Source organism: Yokenella regensburgei (assembly GCF_003634235.1).
Classification (GTDB): Bacteria; Pseudomonadota; Gammaproteobacteria; order Enterobacterales; family Enterobacteriaceae; genus Yokenella; species Yokenella regensburgei.
Map to the genome: position 1 here is coordinate 1,287,901 of NZ_RBIZ01000003.1, position 25,004 is coordinate 1,312,904.

General features: G+C 58.0%; 19 protein-coding genes. 8 read left to right on the forward strand and 11 right to left on the reverse strand.

From position 1 onward, the window contains the following. Nucleotides 1-85 precede the first annotated feature (85 nt). Entirely contained in the window at nt 86-667 is a 582-nt protein-coding gene (locus tag C7387_RS06405; RefSeq protein ID WP_006819907.1) for a flavin reductase family protein, read from the forward strand. 28 nt (nt 668-695) lie between these two features. On the opposite strand, the gene C7387_RS06410 is transcribed toward C7387_RS06405, so the two are convergent. The 3 genes from C7387_RS06410 to C7387_RS06420 form a co-directional block, all read right to left on the reverse strand. Beyond that, nucleotides 696-941 (reverse strand): hypothetical protein, encoded by a 246-nt coding sequence (locus C7387_RS06410; protein WP_006819906.1) that lies wholly within the window; start codon nt 939-941, stop codon nt 696-698. Nucleotides 942-1,127: 186 nt separating this feature from the next. Further along, nucleotides 1,128-1,355 (reverse strand): tautomerase PptA, encoded by a 228-nt coding sequence (gene pptA, locus C7387_RS06415; RefSeq protein WP_006819905.1) that lies wholly within the window; start codon nt 1,353-1,355, stop codon nt 1,128-1,130. A 66-nt stretch (nt 1,356-1,421) separates the two neighbouring features. Further along, nucleotides 1,422-2,054: a glutathione S-transferase family protein gene (locus C7387_RS06420; protein WP_120816324.1), complete on the reverse strand. Its 633-nt coding sequence runs from the start codon at nt 2,052-2,054 to the stop codon at nt 1,422-1,424. Nucleotides 2,055-2,250: 196 nt separating this feature from the next. On the opposite strand from C7387_RS06420, the gene ansP reads away from it, so the two are divergent. Beyond that, nucleotides 2,251-3,702 carry an L-asparagine permease gene (gene ansP, locus C7387_RS06425; protein WP_038257657.1) on the forward strand — a complete coding sequence of 484 codons (1,452 nt, stop codon included), beginning with the start codon at nt 2,251-2,253 and terminating at the stop codon, nt 3,700-3,702. A gap of 58 nt (nt 3,703-3,760) precedes the next feature. On the opposite strand, the gene C7387_RS06430 is transcribed toward ansP, so the two are convergent. The 3 genes from C7387_RS06430 to yncE form a co-directional block, all read right to left on the reverse strand. After that, complete coding sequence (locus C7387_RS06430) at nt 3,761-8,479, reverse strand: beta strand repeat-containing protein (protein WP_420855497.1); 4,719 nt, start codon at nt 8,477-8,479, stop codon at nt 3,761-3,763. Nucleotides 8,480-8,897: 418 nt separating this feature from the next. Next, nucleotides 8,898-9,116 (reverse strand): YgdI/YgdR family lipoprotein, encoded by a 219-nt coding sequence (locus tag C7387_RS06435; RefSeq protein ID WP_006819900.1) that lies wholly within the window; start codon nt 9,114-9,116, stop codon nt 8,898-8,900. Between the two features lie 81 nt (nt 9,117-9,197). Continuing rightward, complete coding sequence (gene yncE, locus C7387_RS06440; RefSeq protein ID WP_120816325.1) at nt 9,198-10,259, reverse strand: 7-bladed beta-propeller protein YncE; 1,062 nt, start codon at nt 10,257-10,259, stop codon at nt 9,198-9,200. A 258-nt stretch (nt 10,260-10,517) separates the two neighbouring features. Between yncE and pqqU the strand changes: the two genes are divergently transcribed. Continuing rightward, nucleotides 10,518-12,629 carry a TonB-dependent receptor PqqU gene (gene pqqU, locus C7387_RS06445; protein ID WP_120816326.1) on the forward strand — a complete coding sequence of 704 codons (2,112 nt, stop codon included), beginning with the start codon at nt 10,518-10,520 and terminating at the stop codon, nt 12,627-12,629. A gap of 73 nt (nt 12,630-12,702) precedes the next feature. Here pqqU and C7387_RS06450 read toward each other — a convergent pair whose 3' ends face one another. From C7387_RS06450 to C7387_RS06460, 3 genes are all read right to left on the reverse strand, one after another. After that, the gene (locus C7387_RS06450) at nt 12,703-13,362 is read right to left on the reverse strand and encodes a GntR family transcriptional regulator (protein WP_038257669.1); all 660 of its coding nucleotides are present in this window, start codon (nt 13,360-13,362) and stop codon (nt 12,703-12,705) included. Between the two features lie 236 nt (nt 13,363-13,598). After that, nucleotides 13,599-14,636 carry an NADP-dependent oxidoreductase gene (locus C7387_RS06455; protein ID WP_120816327.1) on the reverse strand — a complete coding sequence of 346 codons (1,038 nt, stop codon included), beginning with the start codon at nt 14,634-14,636 and terminating at the stop codon, nt 13,599-13,601. 44 nt (nt 14,637-14,680) lie between these two features. Next, nucleotides 14,681-15,256, reverse strand: coding sequence for a helix-turn-helix domain-containing protein (locus tag C7387_RS06460; RefSeq protein ID WP_006819895.1), 576 nt, complete (start codon nt 15,254-15,256; stop codon nt 14,681-14,683). 107 nt (nt 15,257-15,363) lie between these two features. On the opposite strand from C7387_RS06460, the gene C7387_RS06465 reads away from it, so the two are divergent. Both C7387_RS06465 and C7387_RS06470 read left to right on the forward strand, forming a co-directional pair. Next, nucleotides 15,364-15,882, forward strand: a complete 519-nt coding sequence (locus tag C7387_RS06465; protein WP_120816729.1) for a GNAT family N-acetyltransferase — start codon at nt 15,364-15,366, stop codon at nt 15,880-15,882. Beyond that, nucleotides 15,879-16,328, forward strand: a complete 450-nt coding sequence (locus tag C7387_RS06470; RefSeq protein WP_120816328.1) for a DMT family transporter — start codon at nt 15,879-15,881, stop codon at nt 16,326-16,328. Before C7387_RS06465 ends, C7387_RS06470 begins: the two co-directional genes overlap by 4 nt. Nucleotides 16,329-16,330: 2 nt before the next feature. On the opposite strand, the gene C7387_RS06475 is transcribed toward C7387_RS06470, so the two are convergent. Together C7387_RS06475 and C7387_RS06480 are read right to left on the reverse strand one after the other, a co-directional pair. Further along, entirely contained in the window at nt 16,331-16,564 is a 234-nt protein-coding gene (locus C7387_RS06475; RefSeq protein ID WP_006819892.1) for a YdcY family protein, read from the reverse strand. Between the two features lie 9 nt (nt 16,565-16,573). Further along, nucleotides 16,574-18,169, reverse strand: a complete 1,596-nt coding sequence (locus tag C7387_RS06480; protein ID WP_006819891.1) for an ABC transporter substrate-binding protein — start codon at nt 18,167-18,169, stop codon at nt 16,574-16,576. 283 nt (nt 18,170-18,452) lie between these two features. Between C7387_RS06480 and C7387_RS06485 the strand changes: the two genes are divergently transcribed. The 3 genes from C7387_RS06485 to C7387_RS06495 are packed head-to-tail and all read left to right on the forward strand — an operon-like array spanning nt 18,453 to nt 24,964. Further along, nucleotides 18,453-19,835, forward strand: coding sequence for an SrfA family protein (locus C7387_RS06485; RefSeq protein WP_120816329.1), 1,383 nt, complete (start codon nt 18,453-18,455; stop codon nt 19,833-19,835). 3 nt (nt 19,836-19,838) lie between these two features. Then, on the forward strand, nt 19,839-22,820 hold the full coding sequence (locus tag C7387_RS06490) for a virulence factor SrfB (protein ID WP_038257671.1): 2,982 nt from the start codon (nt 19,839-19,841) through the stop codon (nt 22,818-22,820). Continuing rightward, the gene (locus C7387_RS06495; RefSeq protein WP_120816330.1) at nt 22,817-24,964 is read left to right on the forward strand and encodes a virulence factor SrfC family protein; all 2,148 of its coding nucleotides are present in this window, start codon (nt 22,817-22,819) and stop codon (nt 24,962-24,964) included. Before C7387_RS06490 ends, C7387_RS06495 begins: the two co-directional genes overlap by 4 nt. Nucleotides 24,965-25,004: the final 40 nt, after the last annotated feature.

Here is a 25,004-nt window from a genome sequence, read left to right on the forward strand (position 1 = left end):
TCTTTTTATAACGCATTTTTTCCCCGGCAACGGTGAATTTGTGCGATATGCTAATTGATAGAACATTTCCCCAGCAGGAGCCGCTATGAGCCGTTTTGTTCCCGTCGAGTTAAAACATGCCAGCCGGTTGTTGAATCATGGCCCGACGGTGCTTATCACCACCCGCGATGAGCATATTGACCGGCGCAACGTGATGGCGGCAGCGTGGTCGATGCCGGTGGAATTTGAACCGCCGCGTATCGCCATTGTAGTGGATAAAAGCACCTGGTCGCGCGAGCTCATCGAGCGTACCGGCAAGTTTGGCATTGTTATCCCCGGCGTCGCGGCCGCAAGCTGGACCTACGCCGTCGGCAGCGTCAGCGGGCGTGAAGAGGACAAATTTAACGCCTATGGTATCCCCGTGGTGCACGGTCCACAGCTGGGTTTGCCGCTGATTGAAGAGAAATGTCTGGCGTGGATGGAGTGTCGTCTGTTACCCGCAACGGCGGCGCAGGAGAAATATGACACCCTGTTTGGCGAAGTGGTCTCGGCGGCCGCTGACGAAAAGGCGTTTGTCGCCGGGCGCTGGCAGTTTGACGACGATACGCGCAACACCCTGCATCATCTCGGCGCAGGCACTTTCGCCAGCACCGGCAGGCTGGTGCGGGCGAATATCAGTTCAGACTAACCAACAAAAAGTGACAGTGTCACAATGATTAGTATTTGATATCACGTGCCTTTTCGCGTCCGTTTTGCTTCATCTGACGCTTATCCTGACGACATTCGTGATTGCTTTGATTGTTGTTCGACATACAGGTGTGTTTGACGTCTCTCGCCTGATCGCGGGTATCCTGACGGGTGTCACGCGCCTGCTGGCGTTGACGCCCCTGTTCGGTCGCGTAAGCGCTCGTGGCGCACAAGGAGGTGAGTAACAACGCAATGAATGCAGATTTAATGTTCATAGTAACCACTCAATCAATACCGTCTGGACAAATTATAGCGAAAAAAAGGCCCGAGGAGATTCGGGCCAAGTATCATTCATACTAACTTTCGTGTGCCTGATTAACTGCCTGGTCAGTGTAACAACACCACCTTCCCGGCCGACAGCACGAGTTTGTTCAATTCTGGATATTGCGCCTGGCGGCACGCTACATGCTGTAACCCGGTTTTTTAATCAACGTCTCCATCTGCGGCGCAATCTCGCGCTCCCAGACCTGCTGCCAGTCGGCTTCCTGCACCTGATTGAGGGCAATGCTCACCGAGCGGTCTTTGCTGTTCAGGTGGCGCACGATCACTTCGGTAATCTCCGCCGCCAGCGCCTCTTTTTGCTCATCGTTCAGATCGCGGGGAAAACATTTAATGTCGATATGTGGCATTGCAGGGCTCCGGTTATGATGTTGTTTTGCAGTGAACATTACCCTATCACAGCGCCCACCGCGCCGTTATCCGTTTGTGCTCCGCGTGTAGCCATTACGCGCTAACACCTCCTGCAGCTCGGGGCGTTCACCCACGCTTTGCGCAATGGCGTAGAGCTTCGGGGTATGCGTTTGGAACCACGCCTCACGCGGCCCCCAGTGATAAATCACCACCAGATACGCATCGAACAGCGTCAGCTGCTCACCAAAGCTGTACGGCGTCAGGCTCAGCTGGCTCTCAAGCCACTGATAGAGGGAGTTTCGGTAGGCAAGGCAGTTCGCTTTCAGCTCGTCAGCGCCCTTTTCCGTCCAGCGTTCCGGGTAGTCGGCATAGGTAAAAGTGGGATACACGTTAGCCACAAACCACGCCAGCAGGCGCTGAAACTGCCGCCGCTGCGGCGTATCGACAGGCGGTGCCAGCGCCGGACATTCATCGAGGATCATCAGCGCAATGGCGGCGGTTTCGGTCATGATGCTGCCGTCGGTCATTTTCACGGTCGGCACCTGACACAACGGGTTAAGCGCGGCGAGGGAATCATTCTGCGGGCCGGGGCGGTCGAATCCATCCACATCAACGAAACGGTACGGGATCTTCGCCATGGTCAGCATCACTTCAGCAATTGCTGAACCCCAGCCGGGTACACCATACAAGGTCATCATCGTCTGACTCCGGCGGTAAAAAATAAAGTATAGGCCGGGTTATGCCTTCTTACCGTTAGCAACCTATTGATTTTCAATTCTGGTCGTCACGGTGCGTTACGTGTAGGATGCTGCGCGGCGCGGATTTTATCTCAACCTCAGAATGATGAGAAAAACCGCCCATTGGTTGAATAAGACAGGAATAACAGGACATTACATGAGCACAAAACACCAGGATGCGGCGGAGCAGCATGCTGCCAGACGCCGCTGGCTAAATTCCCAGGAATCCGGCTACCACAAGGCGATGGGCAACCGTCAGGTGCAGATGATCGCCATCGGCGGCGCTATCGGCACCGGCCTGTTCCTCGGCGCGGGCGCCCGTTTACAGATGGCGGGGCCGTCGCTGGCTATCGTCTATCTGGTCTGCGGTATCTTCTCTTTCTTCATTTTACGCGCGCTGGGCGAACTGGTTTTGCATCGCCCTTCCAGCGGCAGCTTCGTCTCCTACGCCCGCGAGTTTCTGGGTGAAAAAGCGGCCTACGTTGCCGGATGGATGTACTTCATCAACTGGGCGATGACCGGGATCGTCGATATCACCGCCGTGGCGCTGTACATGCACTACTGGGGCGCGTTTGGCGACGTACCGCAGTGGGTCTTTGCGCTTGGCGCGCTGGCGATTGTCGGCACCATGAACATGATTGGCGTGAAGTGGTTCGCCGAAATGGAGTTCTGGTTCGCGCTGGTCAAAGTTCTGGCTATCGTGGTGTTTCTCGTCGTGGGTACCGTTTTCCTCGGCAGCGGCAAACCGCTCGATGGCAACACCACCGGCTTCCACCTGATAACCGATAACGGCGGTTTCTTCCCGCACGGCCTGCTGCCTGCGCTGGTGCTGATCCAGGGCGTGGTCTTTGCCTTTGCCTCGATTGAGCTGGTCGGCACCGCCGCCGGTGAATGCAAAGATCCGCAGACCATGGTGCCGAAGGCCATCAACAGCGTTATCTGGCGTATCGGCCTGTTCTACGTCGGCTCCGTCGTGCTGCTGGTGCTGCTGCTGCCGTGGAACGCCTATCAGGCAGGACAAAGCCCGTTTGTCACCTTCTTCAGCAAGCTTGGCGTGCCGTACATTGGCAGCATTATGAATATCGTGGTGCTGACCGCCGCCCTCTCCAGCCTGAACTCCGGCCTGTACTGCACCGGACGTATTCTGCGTTCAATGTCGATGGGCGGGTCTGCGCCGCACTTCATGTCGAAGATGAGCCGCCAGCATGTGCCTTACGCGGGCATTCTGGCAACGCTTGCGGTGTACGTGGTTGGGGTATTCCTCAACTACCTGGTGCCGTCGCAGGTGTTTGAAATTGTGCTCAACTTTGCCTCTCTGGGCATTATTGCCTCCTGGGCCTTTATCATGGTGTGCCAGATGCGCCTGCGTAAGGCTATCAAGGAAGGTAAAACGGCTGACGTCAGCTTCAAACTGCCTGGCGCACCGTTCACCTCGTGGCTGACGCTGCTGTTCCTGCTGGCGGTACTGGTGCTGATGGCGTTCGACTACCCGAACGGCACCTGGACCATCGCCTCGCTGCCGCTGATTGGCATTATGCTGATCGCCGGTTGGTTTGGCGTGCGTAAACGCGTGCATGAGATCCACAGCGCCGCGCCCGGTAAGCACTAAGCATAAAAAAGCCCGGCCGTTCGGCCGGGCAATGTGCATAAGCGATACTACGTTATTATTAGAATGTCTTCTTAAAGTTCAGCATCAGCCCCTTGTCGCTGACCCCGTCCTCCTTCCAGTGATAGGCATCAAGCTGCAGCGCGCTGTCCTTGCCGCTGTACTTCACGCCGGTGGTCGCCAGGTGGTTCACCCCGCCGCCGGTCTGACCGTCGTCAATCGCAAAGCGCTGGTTACCCGCACCCGCCACCGTGGCGCTGCGCTGGCTCTTCGCGTAGCTCAGGTTCGGCCCGCCTTCCAGCGTCGCCGTCGCGCTCCAGCCGTCTTTACCCGCATAGTCCACTTTCATCCCGACGATGCTGTCTACCGCCGTTTCGCTGCCGCTGTTCATGTTCAGGTTGAAGTCGCCCGCGTTGCGCTCCTGGTAGCCATCTTCCAGGGTATGGCGCAGCTTCACACCCGCATACGGGGTGACCGTCAGCGCCTCGCTCAGTTCGAATTTCTTCGCCCCTTCGCTGCGGAACTCCAGGTACTGCTGCTTCGCGCTGCTGTCCGCCGATTTGCTGACGTCGCCGTAGGCCACCGAGCGGTTGCTGTCGAGGTTGTGCACGTCGTAGCGCAGGCCGTTGTTCCAGCTCATGCCGTTTTCAAACGCCATCTGGTGCTTCAGGCCAAAGAACTGGCTGTAGCCGCCGGTGATGCCGTTGTTACCGGCGCTCTGGCTGCCGTTGCCGTCGAGGCGCGCGATACCGTACTCCATGGTCAGGTTCTGGCTGCCGGTCAAATCCAGCGTCTGGCGCAGCGCCAGCATGTCGTAGTCGGTGTTTTTGTCGAGCTGCGCCCGCTGGTCGCCCTTCGCCACAACGTTGAACGCCAGACCGTTGCCCACCTGCGGGGCGGCGTCGGCCAGCATATCAAAGCGGTTGCTCAGCACCCGCGCCTGGCGGAAGACGTTGGTCGCCTGGCTGCCGCTCACCTGCTTCAGCGCGCTGTTCAGCTCGGCCTGGCTGCCGACGTTGAGGCTGCTGTACAGCTCGTTGTTGGTGTAGCCCGCGTCCAGCGCGTTCGCCACGCTGCTGACGCTGCCGTCGGTCGCCACGTCGGCGTAGGCGTTTTTGCTCATGGTGACGTCAACGTTGCCGCTGGCGTCGGTGCTGCCCTGCGCGTTCCACACCACCGAGGTGGAGGCAATGGCTGACGCATCCGTCAGGTTGCTGCCCTGCACCACGTTGTCGAAGGTCACGCTGGTGGCATCGGTGCCGGCGGTAAAGCCGGTGTTGACGCTCACGCCGTTCATGCTGGCGTTGCTCACCATCAGCTTCCCGGCGCTGCCGTCGGCGCTGGTGCCCACCACGTAGCCAGTCAGGTCGTTGGTCGTCGACGCTGAACTGCTGCTGGCGGTGGTCGGTGCGGTGTAGTGGGTGTAGTCGGTGGTATCACCGTCTGCGCCGTCACCCGTGCCTGAGAGGGTCTGGTTGGTGCTGGTCGGCGCCATAATCGCCGAGCCGGTAACCGTCGGGTCGATGTAGACGGTGCCGTTGTTCACCACGTGCCCGGCCCCCATATTCGCAAAGGCATAGGAATTGCTGGCATAGATGTTGATGGTGCCGTCGTTCTGGATAACCGAGTTAGCGTTGGCCTCGCTGCTGAACTGCATGCCAATCATGTTGGTTTTCGTCGTGCCTTCGGTGCCGACGTTAATCACCCCGGTGCTGCTGTTGATAAGCTGCGCCCCGGCGCCGCCGCGCATCGCCATCGCCCCCTTGCCGTCAATGGTGATGGTGCCGTCGTTGATTGCCACGGTGTTGTTGTAGCGCATGTACACCGCAGAGCCCGTTCCCTCGTAGTTGATTTCCGCACCCGCCTGGTTCCAGAAGGTACTCTGGGTCGCCGCCGCGCCGGTGGCGTACACCAGGTTCGCCGAACCGCTGCTCTGGTTGATGGTCCCGCTGTTGACGATAAGGTTGTTATCCCCCGACATCGATACCGCGCCCTTGGACGTTTGCTTGCCATCCGTCGTGATGACGCCGGTATTGTTCAGGGTCGCGCCGCTGGATAATGCCACCGCCCCGCTCAGCGTTCCGGCGTTGTTCAGCGTGCCCGCCGCCAGGGTGACTGCACTGCTGATGCTGCCGTCTGCCTGGTTGGTTAACGTGCTGTCGGCGTCCCAGAATTTAATGGTGCCGCCGGAAACGCTGCCGTCGTTGCTGACGTTGCCGCTGATCATCTGCGTGCCGGTCAGCGCGGTGCTGGCACCTGCGGCGGCAATAATATCGCCGTCTATATAGGCTACCGCGCTGTCGGTCGGGTTATAAGTCTCCGGGTCTTCGCAGCTGCCGTCGGCGCAGATTTTACCGTAGTTGATGATCAGCCCGCTGCCGTCGTTATAGAACGCCTGGCCGTAGTCGGCGTCGATGTTAATGACCCCGGTTTTATCGTTAATCGCGGTCCCGCCGTAGGCTACCGCCATACCGATCAGCTGGTTGTTTATGCTCCCCTCAACGCCTTCATCCGCCGTCAGGTTGATGGTGCCCTGGTTGGTCACCGTGCCGCCGTGCAGCGCGAACATGCCGGTGCCTTCGTTGTTGACGTTAATGGTGCCGGTGTTCACCCCGTTGGCATTGGCCGGGAAGCTGCTCATATCGCTGCCCATCACCATCCCGGCGCCGTGCAGCACGATGTTGCCGTTGTTATAGAGGCTGGTACTGGCAACAGAGCCGTCGTCATTGAGTACCGGAATAAAGCCGTCGAGATTGATAGTGCCGGCGTTAGTGGCGGTGCCTTTCACCGCCCCCATGCCGAACAAACCGGCGCCCTGCAGGTTGATGGTGCCGCCCGCGTCGTTAACGATCGTGCTCGCCGTCGAGCTGGCATCCGCCAGCATCGCATAGCCCACCCGGATACCGCCCCTGAGCGGAAGATCTGAGTACCCGCCACTGCTGCCAGCCGGCGTCAGGGTGTTGGTCAGGTTAACCGTCCCCCCATCGGCGTTGATGACGGTACCGCCAGCTGTGGCATACAGCGACCCCCAGCTATTGGTGGTACTTTCCGCCTGGCTATTCACGGTGCCGTGGTTGGTCACCGTCGCGCCATTAGCCGCCTGCATCAGCGAAAGGTCAAAGGAGTCGCCGTTGATAACGCCGTAGTTATCGACCGTCGAGCCCTCACCGGAGGCCTCAATCACACTTGATTTACCAAATACTGAACGATCAATGTTCTCAAACGCGACGTTCAGCACCGAGTCTTCATCCAGCACCAGGTGACCACCGTTATTGACCTGGGCAAACGTGACGTTGGTACCGAAAACGCCGACAATATCCAGCGAGGAATCACCGGTGACGGACAGGGTGTTATCGCCGTCGATGCGGATCCCGGTGACTTCATGCCCGTATTTAGAGTCGGTATCGCTGGCGTAAATATTGACCCCGCCCTTGAGCTCCACGGTGTTGCCGCTGCCGGTTACCGTCACGCCATTCGCCACAAACTCGGTGTCACCCTTGCCCTGCGAATCCAGCGCCATCGACAGCGCGCCATCCACTAAGACCGTATTGTTTTCCCCGCTGACCGCCACGCCGGTGAGTACGCCTTCCGTCGTGGTGCTGTCATCGGCGGCATAGGTGCCGGAAATATTGACGTTGCCGGTGATTTCCGTCACACCGTCATTCCCGGCAACGCTGACGCCGGTGCCACCCTGATAAACACCGTCGGCGTCTTTTTCTGAATGGACGTTAACCGTACCGTCAAGTAGCACGCCAGCGCCGTTGCCCGCGATGCTGACCCCGGTGGCGTTCAGGCTGCTGTCAATGGTGCCCTGGTTAGTGAACGCCGCGCCGTCACCGTTGATAATCACCCCGGTGGAACCGGCATCGACGGCGGTGATTTTACCAATGTTGGTAAACTGGCTGTCGAGGCCGGAGAGGTACAGCCCGGTGGCGCCGCCGGAGGCATAAATATCGCCGATATTGGTGGTTTTGGTGTCGTCGCCGGAGACCACCACGCCAGTGGCGCCATTGCTGGCGGTGGTGTCACCTTCCAGGATCGTTTCGGTATTGTCACCAATAATCAGCGTGCCGATTTGGTTCTCGCCGTCGGTGGTGGTATCGCCAAGGGTGGTATTTTTACCATCACCCGCAATCACGTTAGTATCGGCATCCGCGAACCAGAAGGTGCCGGTGCTGTCATATTTCCAGGACAAATCGTCGCTGCCATACGTGCCGTCGATCACCGCGTTACTTTCGTCGGTGACGTATTTTTTATCGATAACCAGGGTGCGCCCGTCCGGCGCCGTCAGCACGTAGTTGTCACCCTCTTCCACATAATTAAAAGTGACGTTATCCCAGCTCTCGCCGTTAACGGAGACGGTGTCGAAGGTCAGGGTGTTGGCATCGGTATCCAGCGTGACGCCGTTGTCGTAGTAATAGATTCCGGTTACCGGATCGGTGCCGGAATCTCCACCGTCATCCGGAATAGTGCCAGAATCACCGCCGTCATCAGGAAGAGTCCCGGAATCACCGCCATCGTCCGGCGGCGCCGGTGAGTGGTTATCGTGGTGCGCATAGCCGCCACCATTGTCGTGGTACATCGCCACGCCAATAGCGGCCGCCACGGCGGCGGCACCGCCGAGGACCCAGCCCGTCAGGCTGTCGTCATCGGTTTTACATTCTGCCGGCAGCGCCGCTTTTTCGGCTTCCGTCAGCTGGCTGACCTGGGTTGGACATTTAACTTTTGAATCGTTGACGTCGTCCGTATCTGTCGCCCAGGCATTACTGCTTAATGCCATTGCAATACACAATGGAAGTATCTTCCGCTTATGCATATTCCATCCTCCATTTAGGGTAATTTTATTTAGATAAATATTGTTTCATGGGAGGAGAGAATACATTTAGCGGAGTAATAACAATACGGGGTGGCAATAGCGCAATAACAAGAAAAATACCAGGCAAAAAGCCAGGTTGTTATTTTAAAAGGAAAAAATAGTTCATTTTACTGGTGTTATATTTACTTAAATCTGAATTAATAAAAACTAATAAATACAATAGATGAATTTATAAAAATAAATCATTTATGATACTTATAAATAACATTCCGGTATTTTGTCGAATAAAAAATAACAAAGCGGCATCATTTATTAATAAAAAAACCTCACCGTGAGGGTAAAAAATGCTTCACGGTGAGGGGATTATCGCACGACGGAGGTTTTAATCTTCAACCAGCTGCGCGACGTCGCTGCTGTTGATCTGGCGTTCATCGCCGTTCTGATCGGTGTAGCTGGTCATACCGGTGTCTTTATCAAGCTTCGGTTTGCCCTGGGTGACGATGGTCTGGCCGCTTTTGGTGGTCATTACATAGTTGCTGCTGCAGCCCGCCAGGGTGAACAGCGCCACACCCGCACAGAGGCAAATTAAAGACTTTTTCATAACAACTCCCTTCTAAAATAGTCCCTTAAGTGTATAGCCACGCGCGAGGCGTGGCTAGCAGCGGGTTGTAACAGCGGATGATTACAGGGCGATACGGATAACGTCGTCCGGCTGGGTCGCCTCTTTCTGGCGGCTGGAAGCCTGCTTCACGGTCACGAAGAGGGTTTTACCGTCGGCAGAAAGCGTCAGGCTGTTCGGATGCGTCGGTGTATCCAGCGTTTTAACCACTTTGTAGCTTTTCGCATCAATGACGCTGACTTTGCCGGCCTGCCGATGCGTTACGTACACTTCATTACGCACCGGGTTAAACAGCACCGCCAGCGATTCCGGCGCGGCGATTTTTTCCAGTACTTTGCCGTCACGGATGTCCACCACCAGCACTTCCGGCTGTTTGGAATCGGTAATGAACGCGCGGTGGCCTGCGGTATCGAGACTCAGGTTAAGGAAGAAGTGCTCTTTACCGTCGTCCAGCAGCTTTTTACGGCTCAGCACTTTGTTGCTGTCGGTATCGATGGTAACCAGTTCGCCGTCACCGTTGGTCAGGTACAGACGTTTGGCGTCAGCATCCAGCGCCAGGCCGGTGCCAAAAGAACCGGTTCCGGTAATGGTGGATTTGAGCTTCAGGTTCGCACCGTCAATCACCCACACCACGCTCTCTTTACCAATGCCGGTCACGTAGACAGTGTTGGTTTTGTCGTTCGCCACCAGCTCACGCGGCTGCAGCGGTTTTACCGTTTCGCTACGAACGCGGTCATCCAGCACAATGCGCCCTTTCACATCGCCGCTTTTGGCATCGATGGCGGTGATGGCGCTGTTGGTGGTGTTACCAAACCACAGCGTCTGGGTCTGCTGGTTGATGGTTGCGCCAAACGGTTTGAGATCGTTGTGAATAATCTGGGTGACATTGAGCGTCACCGGATCCAGTCGATACACAATGCCGCCTTTATCCAGGCTGCGGCTCTGAGAGGTAGCCACCCACAGCGCATTTTCCTGCTGGCTGAAGGCCATTTCGTAAGCCCCTTTCCCTACCGCTTTGCGCAGCATTTCGTCGGCGGCATGGGCGCTAAAGCTCCCCGCCAGCAGCAACGTGCTCAGCAACAGTGAACGGCGCAGGCGTGGTGCGGACAGATGACGTAAAGACATGACGACTCCCTTGTTCTACAGAATTGTTTGCTGCTCCACAGCACTTCCGGTTCGCAAACTCGTGGTTTTGCGTTTTTTAGATGCGAATAGTAATCATTATTCAGTTAAAAGTGGAGCACTATTCCGCAGATTGTGCTCTGTATCGCCACTCAGTTGCCTGGCATTAACCAAATGTGCCGTTAAACTTTTCAATTAATTAACATGACCATTAACATGTTCAAATAAATTCTTAGATTTGCTTTCTATTGAGTGCGTGACATGAAAATTTTTGCGGTTCGCAGGGTGGCGCTTCCGGCTCTTCTCTTCCCTTTTGTTGCTGTCGTGCAGGCTCAGGCCGCCGATGAGCAAACCATGATTGTGACGGCAACGCCGCAGGTGGTTTCCGAACTTGATACCCCGGCGGCGGTGAGCGTGGTGTACGGCGACGACATGCGCCACGCCCAACCGCGCGTTAACCTTTCAGAGTCGCTTGGCAGCGTGCCTGGCCTGCAGGTGCAGAACCGCCAGAACTACGCCCAGGATCTTCAGCTCTCGATTCGCGGTTTTGGCTCGCGATCCACCTTTGGCGTGCGCGGGATCCGCCTCTACGTGGACGGGATCCCTGCCACCATGCCCGACGGCCAGGGGCAAACCTCGAACATTGATATCAACAGCGTCGAGAGTATCGAGGTGCTGCGCGGCCCCTTCTCTGCCCTCTACGGCAACGCCTCTGGCGGTGTGATGAACATCACCACCGAGACCGGTCAGCAGCCGCCAACCATTGAAGCCAGCAGCTACTACGGCAGCTATGGCTCCTGGCGCTACGGGCTGAAAGCCACCGGCGCCGTCGGCGATGGCAGCCACGCGGGTGACGTTGATTACACCGTTTCCACCAGCCGTTTTGTCACCGGAGGCTATCGCGACCACAGCGGCGCGCGTAAAAACCTCGGTAACGCCAAACTTGGCGTGCGTATTGACGATGCCAGCAAGCTGACGCTGCTGTTTAACAGCGTGGATATCAAAGCCAACGATCCGGGTGGACTCAGCTACAGCGAATGGCAGGCCGACCCGCGCCAGTCGCCGCGCGGTGACCAGTACAACACCCGCAAAGATACCAAACAGACCCAGGCCGGGCTGCGCTATGAGCGCCAGCTGACGGAGCGCGATGCGCTCAGCGTGATGATGTACGCCGGAGAGCGACAAACCACCCAGTACCAGTCGATCCCGATGGCGCCGCAGCTCAATCCGGCGCATTCCGGCGGCGTTATCGCCCTCGACCGTCACTATCAGGGCATCGACAGCCGCTGGACGCATCAGGGGCAGCTCGGCGTACCGGTGACCTTCACCACCGGGCTCGATTACGAAACGATGAGCGAAAAGCGGAAAGGCTACGAGAACTATGTGCTGGTCAACGGCGCACCGCAGTATGGCGAAGAAGGCGCGCTGCGCCGCAACGAACGCAACCTGATGTGGAATCTCGATCCGTACCTGCAATCCCAATGGCAGTTGACGGAAAAGCTGTCGCTCGACGCCGGGGTGCGCTACAGCTCGGTGTGGTTCGACTCGAACGATCACTACGTCACGCCGGGCAATCCTGACGACAGCGGTGACGCCAGCTACCATAAATGGCTCCCGGCAGGCTCGCTGAAATACGCGATGACCGATGCCTGGAACCTGTATCTCTCAGCCGGACGAGGGTTTGAAACCCCGACGATTAACGAGCTCTCTTATCGCTCCGGCGGCCAGAGCGGCCTCAATTTTGGTCTGCAGCCTTCGACCAGCACCACCTATGAAACCGGCAGCAAAACCCGCATCGGCAACGGTCTGCTGACCGCCGCCCTGTTCCAGACCGATACCGATAACGAAATCGTGGTCGACAGCAACAGCGGTGGCCGCACCAGCTATAAAAACGCCGGGAAGACCCGCCGCCAGGGCGCCGAGCTGTCGCTCGATCAGCGGTTTGCCGAAAACTGGAAGATCAACGCCGCCTGGACCTGGCTCGACGCCACCTACCGCAGCAACGTGTGCAATACCGGCGACTGCAACGGCAACCGCATTCCTGGTATCGCACAGAATATGGGCTTCGCGTCGCTTGGCTGGCAGCCGGAAAAAGGCTGGTACGCCGGGGCGGATATTCGCTATATGGGCGATATTATGGCCAACGATCAAAACAGCGCCAAAGCCCCTTCATGGACCATCGTTGGAATGAACACCGGCTATAAATTTGATTTAGGGAAGTGGCAAATGGATCTGTTTGGTCGAATAGATAACTTATTTGACCGGGAATATGTCGGTTCGGTTATTGTTAATGAATCTAACGGCCGCTACTACGAACCCGCGCCGGGCCGCAATTATGGTGTTGGCCTGGCTATTGCGTATCAATTCGAGTAAATTCGAGAAAGTAACTTTTCCGGGTCTGTAAACCCGGAAAAGTTAATAACAGATAAGATAGTTAACGCGATAATTAATTCAGGTACTGACGTTGTAACACCGCCGCACCCTGATCAATAGCAGTGCAAATGGCCTGATAACTCGCCGTCTCGTCCTTTTTCTCCAGCGCCGCCAGTAATTCCTGGTAAAAGTCAGAACCGTGGAAAACCATTTCCGGCTGCGGATGAAGGTAATTAAAGCTGGGTCCGATTCGCACCCATAATTGCTCGATGAGTGCGGTCAGGGTTGGCATTTCAGCATAGTGATAGAGACGGAAGCGGAAGCGGTAATTCGCCTGCAGCGTCTGTTCAATATCACTGTTGCCGACTGCCCGTTGGAACTCATCAGCCAGGCCGCGCAGCTCACGCAGCTTGTCTGCAGTCATCAGTAACGCGGCCGCCGAAGCTGCCATTCCCTCCAGTTTCTTACGGATCGCGTTAATTTCACGGTAACGCTCCAGCGTGACTTCCGGAACTAAAAACGCCTGTGCAGGAGTGGCTTGCAGTGCGCCGGAAGATACCAGACGCAGCAGGGCCTCACGGACGGGCGTAATACTGGTGCCAAGCTGTTCAGCAATGTCTTTGGTCACTAATCTGGCGCCCGGCTTTAAGGCACCAATGATCAACGCACTCTTTAAGTTTACCTCGACCTGGGTGGTCAGACTCATTCGCTGCGCTTTCTCAAAATCAAGCATGTCTACTTCCTGTTGCCTAATCATCGTTATCGTTGTTACAGGACAGTAAAGATATATCCTGTATCTTACTCTGGCGTGGGAAATAAAAAATAAAACAAATTAACGCATCTAAATTATTAGTTTACTTATTGATATAACACTGCACGTCCTTTCACGACGTTCGTCCGTTAATTAAAGACGCAATTTCAGAAATTTGCACGTAGAACTGCGGTGTTTATCACACCGCAGTGCATAAATTAAGCATCAGGCGCTACGCGAATAACCAGCTTGCCGAAATTTTGTCCTTTCAGTAAGCCAATAAAGGCCTGAGGTGCATTTTCCAGACCGTCAACAATCTGTTCGCGGTACTTAATTTTTCCTTCCTGCACCCAGCGACCCATTTCCTTCTGGAATTCATCAATCCGATGACCATAATCCTGGCCAATGATAAATCCCTGCATGCGAATTCGTTTTCTGAGCAGGGTCGCCATCAATAACGGCAGACGATCCGGCCCTGCGGGCAGTCCGGTGGCGTTATAGCCGCTGACCAGGCCGCAAACCGGCACACGGGCAGAGGTGTTCAGTAGCGGCAGCACCGCGTCGAACACTTTCCCGCCGACGTTTTCAAAATAAACGTCGATCCCCTGTGGACAGGCGGCACGCAGCTGTTCGGCAAAGTCGTCGGCATAGTGATCGAGGCAAACATCGAAACCCAATGTCTCTACCGCATAGCGGCATTTTTCTGCCCCCCCAGCCACGCCCACCACCCGGCAGCCTTTCAGTTTACCGATTTGCCCCACCGTCGCGCCCACCGGCCCGGTCGCCGCGGCGACCACCAGCGTTTCACCGTGCTTCGGTTGACCAATGTCGAGCAGCCCCATATAGGCCGTGAAACCCGGCATGCCGAGTACGCCCAGCGCCCAGGAAGGATGCGGTGGATGAGCGCCAAGCGAGACCAGTCCCTCACCGTTCGACACCTCATACGCCTGCCAGCCGCCGTAGCTCAGCACCCAGTCGCCGGGTTTAAAACCGGCGTGGTTCGAAGAGACGACGCGGCTCGCGGTGCCGCCCACCATCGTCGCGCCGATCTCAACCGGTGGCGAATACGACGGGGCATCGCTCATGCGTCCACGCATATAGGGATCGAGGGATAAATAGACCGTGCGCAGCAAAAGCTCACCGGCCCCAGGCGTGGGAATGTCGCCCTCTTCAAAACGAAAGTTTGCCGCCACCGGTTCACCGTGCGGACGTGATGCGAGTACCCAACGACGTTGTTGTAAAGTCATCTGATTCATTATGCGCTCCTTATCGTGGTCAATAGCCTAAAGCGTAGCCCGTTTCAGCTGGCGGCCTGATTTAAGCGCACAACCAGATAAACACAGGGCTCGTCGGTTTCATTGACGAAGCGACAATCGTTGGGCGGCCCGAGCTCCAGGCAATCCCCGGCCTGCATCTGATGATGGGTATCGCCTTCGATAAACAGCAGCTTCCCCTCCTGCAGCCAGATAAGCTGACGCGCCAGCGCGTAGGAAGAGGCCGGCATGGGAATATCACTCCCGGCGGGAAGTTCGACCTGCACCAGATCGATAGGCAGATCGCTGCGCGGCGAGACGTGCCGCCGCAGATAGTGCGTTTGCGGGTCGCGCCACACCGGCTGGTTTTCCCGGCGCAGCAGTTTGCCTTCCTGCATTTCGGCGCGGGCGATAAGCGTGGACATACTGATACCGAACGCGCCGGAGAGACGGCCCAGCATCATCGCCGTGGGGCTGCTCTCTCCGCGCTCGATTTTGTGCACCATCGCGCGTGAAACACCGGCCCGCTCAGCCAGTTCACTGAGTGACCAGCTACGGGATTCCCGCTCGATGCGGATACGTGCGCTGATGCGCTGATTGAGATTGTCTTCGATAGTCGTCATGACGTATCACTATAGTGTATGACGTTTCATTAAGGAAGCGCTTGCGCGCCGGGTGTATAGTATTGTAATAATGTCGTACTACTATAGTGTACACCGCTGAGGTTTCCCTGATGATTCGCTATGCCTGTAAAGATGACTGCGGCGCTATTGCTGAAATTTATAACCACGCGGTGTTGCATACCGCCGCTATCTGGAACGATAAAACCGTCGATATTCACAACCGCCTGGCCTGGTTTGAGGCGCGGGAGATGGCCGGTTATCCGGTGCTGGTGAGTGAAGAGGAGGGTGAGATCACCGGCTATGCGTCCTTCGGCGACTGGCGCGCCTTCGATGGATTTCGCCATACCGTCGAGCATTCCGTCTATGTTCACCCTCTGCATCAGGGTAAAGGCCTTGGCCGCGCCCTGCTCACCCGGCTGATTGCCGAAGCGCGCCGCGCCGGAAAACACGTGATGGTCGCGGGTATTGAATCGCAAAACCACGCCTCGCTTAAACTGCACGCCCAGCTTGGTTTTATCACCACCGGCGAAATGCCGCAGGTCGGCACCAAGTTTGGCCGCTGGTTGGATCTCACCTTCATGCAGCTACAGCTCGACGATCGCCAGGATCCGGACGCTATCCCATGAACCAGTCGCTGACGCTGGCCTTTCTTGTCGCCGCCGGGATTGGCCTGGTGGTGCAAAACACCATTATGGTGCGCATCACCCAAAGCTCGTCCACGATCCTTATCGCTATGCTGCTCAACTCACTGGTGGGGATCGTGCTGTTTGTCTCTATTTTGCTGATAAAGCACGGGTTGACGGGCGCACAGGAGCTGTTGCACAGCATCAAGTGGTGGACGCTGATTCCCGGCCTGCTGGGCTCGTTTTTTGTTTTTGCCAGCATCAGTGGCTATCAGTACGTTGGCGCCGCCACAACCATTGCGGTACTGGTGGCAAGCCAGCTGATTGGCGGTCTGGTGATGGACGTGGTGCGCAGCCAGGGGATCCCGTGGCGGGCGCTGGTCGGGCCGGTATGCGGTGCGGTATTGCTGGTGATTGGCGCCTGGCTTGTGGCCAGACGCCAGTTTTAAGGCTACAGAATAGTGCCACCTTTGGTGAGCGCTTCGTGGCGCGCTTCCGTGTCTTCTTTATGCTGACGCCCGTGGTGGGCAATCGCATTGCGCAGCCGTTGCTGCTGGGTGTAGCGCTCTTCGCGACTGATTTCAGTATCATCACTCAGCGCCACCAGCAGCTCATTCATGTGCGTAATCACGCTTTCATGAACCGCCGCATCCACGCGGGCAATGACCTCATCCAGATGTGACATACCTGCTCCTTAGTTAATCTTTACTTTCGAGAAATCGCTGCCCATCAGGCTGACGCTGAAGCCGCTCACGTTGCTGCGGGTGGCGTAGAAGGTTTTCCCGTTGGCGAGCGCAATCCACGGCGCCTGCTGGTAGAAAATCTCCTGTGCCTCACCGTACAGCTTCGCGCGGGCCGCCGGGTCACTGGTCAGCTTCGCTTTCTGTACCAGCGCATTGTACCCCTTATCACACCAGCGCGCGGCGTTCGATCCGGTTTTTATGCTGTTACAGCCCAGCAGCGTGTCGGCAAAGTTGTCCGGATCGCCGTTGTCCGACATCCAGCCGAACAGCGCCGAGTCATGCTCGCCTTTGCGCATTCCGGAGAGATATTCGCCCCACTCGTAGGTGACAATTTTGGCTTTAATGCCTACTTTCGCCCAGTCGTTCTGGATCATCTCAGCGATGCGACGCGAATTCGGGTTATACGGACGCTGCACCGGCATTGACCATAGCGTCACCTCCGCGCCCTTCTCCAGCCCCGCTTTTTTCAGCAGATCTTTGGCTTTTTGCGGATCGTAGTCATAATCCGGCAGATCTTTCTTGTAGCCGAGCATGTTCGGCGGCAATGGCGATTTGGCTACGGTGCCAGAACCCATAAACACGGCGTTGACGATGGCTTTTTTGTCGGTGGCGTAGTTCAGCGCCTGACGCACCAGCACGTTATCAAACGGTTTTTTCTCGGTGTTAAACGCCAGATAGCCGACGTTCAGCGCTTCTACCGCATGCAGGGCTAAATCTTTGTTCTTTTTAATGGCATCAAACTGCACCGGCGATGGTGCCGGGATAATCTGACACTCGTTGGTCTGCAGCTTCGCCAGGCGGGTCTGGACATCCGGCGTGATGGAGAAGATCAGGTGTTTGGTTGGCACCTCGCCGTCCCAGTAGTTCGGGTTCGCCACGTAGCGGATGAGTGAATCGACCTTATACTGCTGCAGCACGTAGGGCCCGGTGCCAATCGGCCAGGTATCGACGTTCTCCGGAGTGCCCTTTTTCAGCATTTCGTCGGCATATTCCGCCGAAAGAATAGAAGCAAAGTCCATGCCCCAGTCGGCGAGGAAGGCGGCGTTCGGCTCACTCAACACAAACTGGACGTGATAATCGTCAATCTTCTTCACATCGGTAATCAACTTGTCGAGGCCGACATCGTTGAAATATTCATACGTCCCCTGCGAGACCTTGTGGTACGGGTTCGCCGGGTCTTTCTGGCGCATCACCGAGAAAATCACGTCGTCGGCGTTAAAATCGCGCGTCGGTTTAAAGAACTTGTTGCTGTTGAATTTCACCCCTTTGCGCAGGGTAAAGGTGTAGGTTTTGCCGTCCGGGGAGATAGTCCACTCGGTCGCCAGCGACGGTACCGGGGTATTTTTCACCGGGTCGAAGTTAATCAGGCGGTTGTAGAGCGTCTGCGAGCTTGCCACAAACGACGGGCCAGAGCTGGCAATCTGCGGGTTAAACGACTCGGGAGAAGCTTCCGAACAGTAGATGAGCGTGTCGTGGTCTGCCGCGAAGGCGCTTGCCGAAAAGAGCGTGCCGAGCGCCAGCGCCAGCAACGTTTTCCCTGTAGACATGGTTATAAGCCTTTATCTTTAATTATATGGACTTTAATAACAGCACAGCCCTGAATAACTGACAAATAACCAATCCGCATCAGGTTATGCGAAAGCAGATGTTTTCGCTGCTTTCTTCACCAACGCCCTGCACCTCGTTTGACTTAAGTAAATCCCAAAAGGTCAAGCGTAATTTGCCGTCTCAATAGCACGAGAATTCCCGTTTTTTAGCCTGTCTTTCACCGTTTAGATGCAAAAGAGGTGGCGTAAAGTCATGGTGTGAAGAAGTCTATGGGATGACAACGTGACAAAAACTCTATTACGCAGCGGCAGCCTCGATGATTTTCAGGCGGTCGGCGGCGGTGGCCAGGCCGTGTTTGACTCCGCCCTGCAAATCCGCGAAACCCTGCGCCTGCGCAAACAACAGGCGCTGGTCGATTGCCTCGCCATACCGCAGGTTAATGACGAAGGCGACCGTGTGGCCTGGTACTCGCCCGTTGAGGGGAGCGCCAGCAGCTGGAAAGCTGCCGATGAAGCGGTTCGTGAACGCGCCCGCCGCTACCTGCGCAGCACCTTCGACAGTGCCCTGACGCTCAGCCGTAAATCGCTCGCCTCCGGTAAAACCACCCAACAGCTGTTCGGCGCCCTGCTGGAAAAAGCGCTGCAGTTCCCCGGTGAGAACCACGTTTTCCTCGTCGACGGCAAGCCGGTTATCACCTTCTGGGGCTTTATCAACCTTAACGACAGCGTGCGCGACGACATTCTCGACTGCCTGCGTGAGCCTGAGCCGGAGCCGCCGGTAATTGAAGTCATCCCGCCAGCCCCTGCCGAAGCCGAGCCAGAGCCGGTGGTATTCGTCGACGAAGAGCAGCCTCTGCTCACGCCTGAACCCACTCCCGCAGCGGTGAGTAAGCTGCCGGATACCGTGATGCAGGCCTACGCCGTCGCCCAGCCGGAAGCCGAAGAACCGGAAGCAGAGCCGGAAATCAACACCGTTGCGGACCCGGCTCCGGTTAAGCGCGCGAAGCGCCGCCTCCCGCTGTGGAGCGTGCCGGTCGCGGCTATCATCGTTGTTGCCGTCGCCGCACCGCTGTTATGGAAGCAGAGCACCACTGTCGCCGAGCCAGTTGAAACCGTGGCTGCCGCCCCGGTGCCAGCGCCTGTCGTTCAGCCTGTCCCTGCCCGCCCGGCGCTGCCGCAGGTTGCCGCCAGCCTGCCGCTGCATCGCGCCGACGTCATAAAGACTAAAGAAGAAGAGAAACCCGCCGCGCCTGCCGAACCGGTGGTGATTGCCGCGATCCCAAAAGATGCGCTGGTGATGGAAGCGGCACAGATGCGCGCTGGCACCACCAAATTCCTCAACGGGAACTGGCGTGTCCTGATCGACATTAAAGATCCGGTCACCGGTAAACCGCCATCGCTGCGCTACCAGATGCAGAACAACAAGGGCACCGCCCGCCTGGTGCATGGCGACAACATCGTCTGCCGCGCTGAGATTTTCTCCGGCCTGCATCAAAACGGTGAGCTGATGATCAAAAGCCGGGGCGCCGCCCGCTGCAGCGACGGTTCGCGCTACCCGATGCCCGAAATTACCTGTAAAGCCGGTACCAGCGATATCGCGGAATGTACTGGTCGCTATGATGCCAACACCGTCGTCCCGCTGACGTTCAAGAAAACAGGTGCCTGATTTATGCTGGTTACACTTTGCGATTACAAACAGAGCGTTACGCTTATTGCCAACAGCGGTGTGCAGTTTCTCGACTTCGGCCTGACGCCGCAGGAGTCGCTGCACAGCGGACGCTTCGTACGTAAAACCGCCAACGGGCCGCTGCTGCGCCTCGACTATGATCTGGTCAACGGACGCTATACGCTGCCCGCCCGCAACGGCGAACAGGCGGAAGTCGTGAAACCGGAAACCACCCTGACGCTTGAGCAATCGCTTGGGGTGCTGGACGGCCTGTGGCTGCCGCTGCCGTTCTTCCGCTTTAATCCACCTCGCACCTTCGTGGAAGGCCCGGACAACTGGGCCAGGATGCAGATCCGCAAACTCGCCGAGCCGGACAGCGCCGGGCACACGCACCGCGTCACCCTCGCCTTCGACAGCCAGATGAGCAGCGAAAGCCCGGCGGCGCTGGCCCCGGTTGAGAACGATATTCTCAACGGCACCCGCTTCGCCCTCGCCTGGCGCGACGAGGAAATTGCCGATTTCCTCGACCAGACGTGGATTGACGGCTGGCTGCGGGAAGTCTTCACCCAGCACGTCAACCAGCAGGAAGACCGTACCGATCGCGAAGTAACCCAGGCCCTGCGCAGCTTCGAGTACCAGGGTCACTGGCTCAATGTGCTGACTCTGCTCGGCGAACAGCTGGCGGTACCGGAAATTAAAATCGTCACCGCCACCCTCAGCACGCCGGCTATTCCGGTCGATCTGATCCTCGACGTGGGTAACACCCATACCTGCGGGGTGATCATTGAAGATCATGGCGATGCCAACGACGGCCTGCGGCAGACCGCCGAACTGCAGGTCCGCTCGCTGACGGAGCCGCAGTATCTGAACGAGCCGATGTTCACCAGCCGCGTGGAGTTCTGCGAAGCACGCTTTGGTAAACAGCACTGCTCGGTAGAGAGCGGCCGCGACGATGCCTTCGTCTGGCCCTCTATCGTTCGCGTCGGTGACGAAGCGCGCAAGCTCGCCATGCAGCGCCTCGGCACCGACGGTTACAGCGGCCTTTCCAGCCCGCGCCGCTACCTGTGGGATGAAACCCCCACCGTGCAGGACTGGCGCTTTAGCCAGATCAATGCCAAAACGCAGCGCGAACCGCTGGCCACCGCCTTCCCGCTGATGAACCTGATGAACGACGACGGTCAGCCGCTGTTTACGCTGCCGCCGGAAGACCGCCTGCCGGTGTTCTCACCGCAGTACAGCCGCAGTACGCTGATGACCCATATGCTCTGCGAACTGCTGGCCCAGGCGCTGGGGCAGATCAATAGCGTGGCCACGCGTCTGCGTCTTGGGTTCCCCTCTTCACCGCGCCAGCTGCGCACCATTATTCTGACGCTGCCGTCAGCAATGCCGAAGCAGGAGCGCGAGATTTTCCGCCGCCGTATGTTTGAAGCGATTGCGCTGGTGTGGAAATCACTCGGCTGGCACCCGCAGGATGACGACTTCGCAACCCCCTCGCAGCAACGTAACAGCGTGGTGCCGGTTCCACGCATCCAGATGGAATGGGACGAAGCCAGCTGCGGCCAGCTGGTGTGGCTGTATAACGAAGCGGTTTCCCACTACGGCGGCCAGACCGAAGCCTTCTTTGCCGCCCTTTCTCGCCCGGATCGCACCGAGGCTGAGGGAGAGCGTCCGGGGCGCACCCTGCGAGTGGCTTCGGTGGATCTTGGTGGTGGCACGACCGATATGGCCATCACCCAGTACCAGCTCGACGACGGTACCGGCAGCAACGTAAAAATCACCCCACAGCTGCTGTTCCGCGAAGGGTTTAAGGTCGCCGGGGACGATATCCTGCTCGATATTATTCAGCGCTGCGTGCTGCCAGCGCTGCAAACTCACCTGCAGAAGTGCGGCATCCCCGATGCGCCTGCGCTGATGGCAACGCTGTTTGGTGATTCCGGGCGTATCGATACCCAGGCGGTGCTGCGCCAGCAAACCGCGCTACAGCTGTTTATGCCGGTGGGTCACGCCATTCTTGCGGCCTGGGAGCAAAGTGACACCAGCGATCCGCTCGCCGGGCTGTACGCCACCTTCGGCGAACTGCTGAAGCAGCAGCCGACCCGCAACGTCATGAACTACATCACCCACGCGGTTGAACATGCGCTTCCGGCCAACGCCGAGCCGTTCTCGCTGCTGGACGTGCCGCTGCAGGTGAACTTCAGCACCCTGCAGCAGGCCATGCTGAAAGGTGAGTTCACGATTGCTTCACCGCTGCATGCGGTGTGTGAAGCCATTTCGCATTATCACTGCGACGTGCTGCTGGTGACCGGACGCCCTGGCTGCCTGCCCGGCGTGCAGGCGCTGATCCGTCATCTGCAGCCGGTGCCGGCAAGCCGGATGGTGTGGCTGGATAAATATCATGTCCATGAATGGTATCCCTTCAACCAGCAGGGCAAGATTGGTAATCCGAAATCGACGGCGGCCGTGGGAGCGATGCTCTGCAGCCTGGCGCTGGATCTGCGTCTGCCGCGCTTCAACTTTAAAGCGGCGGATATTGGCGCATATTCCACGGTGCGTTACCTTGGGGTGCTCGACAACGTGGTGAACACCCTGCGCGAGGAGAACGTCTGGTATTCGGACATCGACCTCGATATGCCTGGCGCGAAAGTTGATGCCAGGCTGCACTTCCCGCTGCGCGGTAACGTCACGCTTGGCTTCCGCCAGTTGACCAACGCCCGCTGGCCCGCCACGCCGCTGTACACCCTCAGCATCAATAGCCCGGAGCTGGCAAAAGCCATTGCCGGAGACGGCGTGCTGCACGTGCGTTTAACGCTGGCAGGCGGCGGCAAGCACCAGGCCCCGGAGTCCTTCGAACTGGCCGATGCCTGGCTGCAGGACGGCACGGCGGTGGCCCCCGATGCGTTGACCTTAAAACTGAACACCCTGGCCGATCGCCGACATACCGGCAGCCACTACTGGATTGATAGCGGGAGCGTATACCTGAAATGAGTGCTTTACAGAAGGTCATTACGTGGACCGAAACCACACGCAGCCACGCCTTGCTTCTGAACAACGATGCCAACGCCCTGCTCACACGCCTGCTGGCGCTGCGTCATCGCGAGCAGGCGGTACAGCACGCCCGCACGCGTCCCCTGACCATTGGCCTGTATGGTCATTCTCAGGAAGCAAAAGCGCATCTGCTGACCACGCTGTGCGACAGCCCGAGCGGACATCTCAGTATTCATGTTGGAGTGAAAACCCTCGACTGGTTTACCCACATCAATCCGGGCCACGGCGTAACCCGCATGGCGCTGCGTTTTAGTCCGCACGCGGCGCCTCCTGACGACGCCTTCCCGCTGCGCCTTACGCTCTTAAGCGAGGCGGAGCTGGTGCAGCTGTTTATCGCCCAGGCGCAAACCCAGACGGAGATCCGCCCGGTCAGTAAAAGCGCCATTGTCGCCCGTATTGCAACCTGGCAATCGCTGCGCCAGCCGCAACAGGTGCCCGGCATCACCCGCGAGGAAGTGGCCGCCATTGCCCGCTTCTGGCAGGAGGCCGTACCCACGTCTCGCCAGCAGATGGATGACGACCTGTGGTTCCAGTTTGCGCAGCTTATTCCGTCGCTCGATCTCAGCGCCCGCGCCAGCGCATGGTCTCTGCTGTGGGGAGAACACCAGGGCTTAACCCAGCAGTGGCTGAGCCTGGCACACACGCTGCATCAGGCGGGAAACGCCCGCGAGATTGCCGCGCCGCTGAGCCTGCTGGTAGACAGCTTCGCCCTGCCAGCCGAAGGTTTTCTGACCCCGGAGTTCGAGCTGGACGATGAAGTGGTCGTTCATCCCCTGCACAACGGTAAACTGCTCAACGCCATCAGCCTGCCGCTTGCAAAGCTGGCACTGCTGACCCGCGAGCTGACTCTGCCGGTAGAGGCCGGTAGCCTTGGCAATATCGATATCCTCGACATGCCGGCCGCCGCTCCGGGAGCCAACGCGCCGCTGTGGCAAACCAAGTGCCTGTGGCTGCTAGATAGCTACCGTCAGCAGCTGCAGCCGGACGTGCTGCTGGTGTGCAACGCCAGCGTGCAACGTTCACAAACGCCGTCCATTGCCCGAACGCTGGTGCAGTGGGTCACGGAAACGCAGCCGATGCAGGAAAGCGCCCTGCCGGGCCTGGTGTGGGCGATCACCCCGCAGGATCACCGCTTCACCCGTAAACAAAACCTCGATGAAGCCGTGCAGCAGCTGATTAAGCACCCGGGCCAGCGCTGGGGAACGTTACAGGCGCTGGACAGTAGCAGCCTGCAGCGTTTAACCGAATGGCTAATGCAGGCGCTGAACCCGACGCTGCGTGATGCGCGTTTACAGCTGATTGAACGTGAACTCCACGGCAATGCCCGCGCGCTGCTGAGCCAGTATCTCAACCCGGCACATCAGGACGCTGCCACCATGCAGACCCAGGCGGAAAACATCGTGCGTCAGCTCCAGGCGCGGGCGGCGGTGTTAGGTGAAATGCTCGAAGGCCTGCTGCCGCCGCTACAGGCGTTTGAAGCGCTGTGTCAGGCGCAGCAGCCGCGCGAAGAGAAAGTCGCCGGGCTATTCAGCGAAAGCGTGGATCTGTTTGCTCAACCGGAAGACGGCGCGCTCGCCGCCGCCGACGACCAGGATACCGGTACCCTGGCCCATGCGCTGTGGGTGCGTTATCTGCGCCAGTGGAGCCGCCGCCAGGAAATTGCCGCCCAGAGTGGGCTATCGGCGGACGTGCTGCATCAGCTGGCTGAAAGCATTATCGTCACCAGCTACCGTCTTGGCCTGCCCGCACGGCTGCAGCAGGTGATGCGCAGCGAAAATCCGAGCGCCGCGCAGCTGCGCGCCACTATCGGTAACTTTATTGCCTGGTTTGATTATGCCGGAATGCCCGCGCAAACGCGTCCGGCGAGCCGTATTGCGAAAGGTAGCCCCATTTTTGCTCTGAAGGCGCCGGATACCCGCACACGCCTGACGCAGCTTGGAGAACAGCCGGTCCACGCCGCCACCCGCTATGTCTATGACTGGCTGGTAGCGCTGTACAGCCGCGCCACTGAAAACGCCGGCTGGCAGCATCCTCATGATATTTCTCCCGAGGCACGCCGCCAGCTACAGGGCTATTTTTCCTGATGCCTGACCTGTCTTACCGTCACGCGGTAAGACAGGCCCT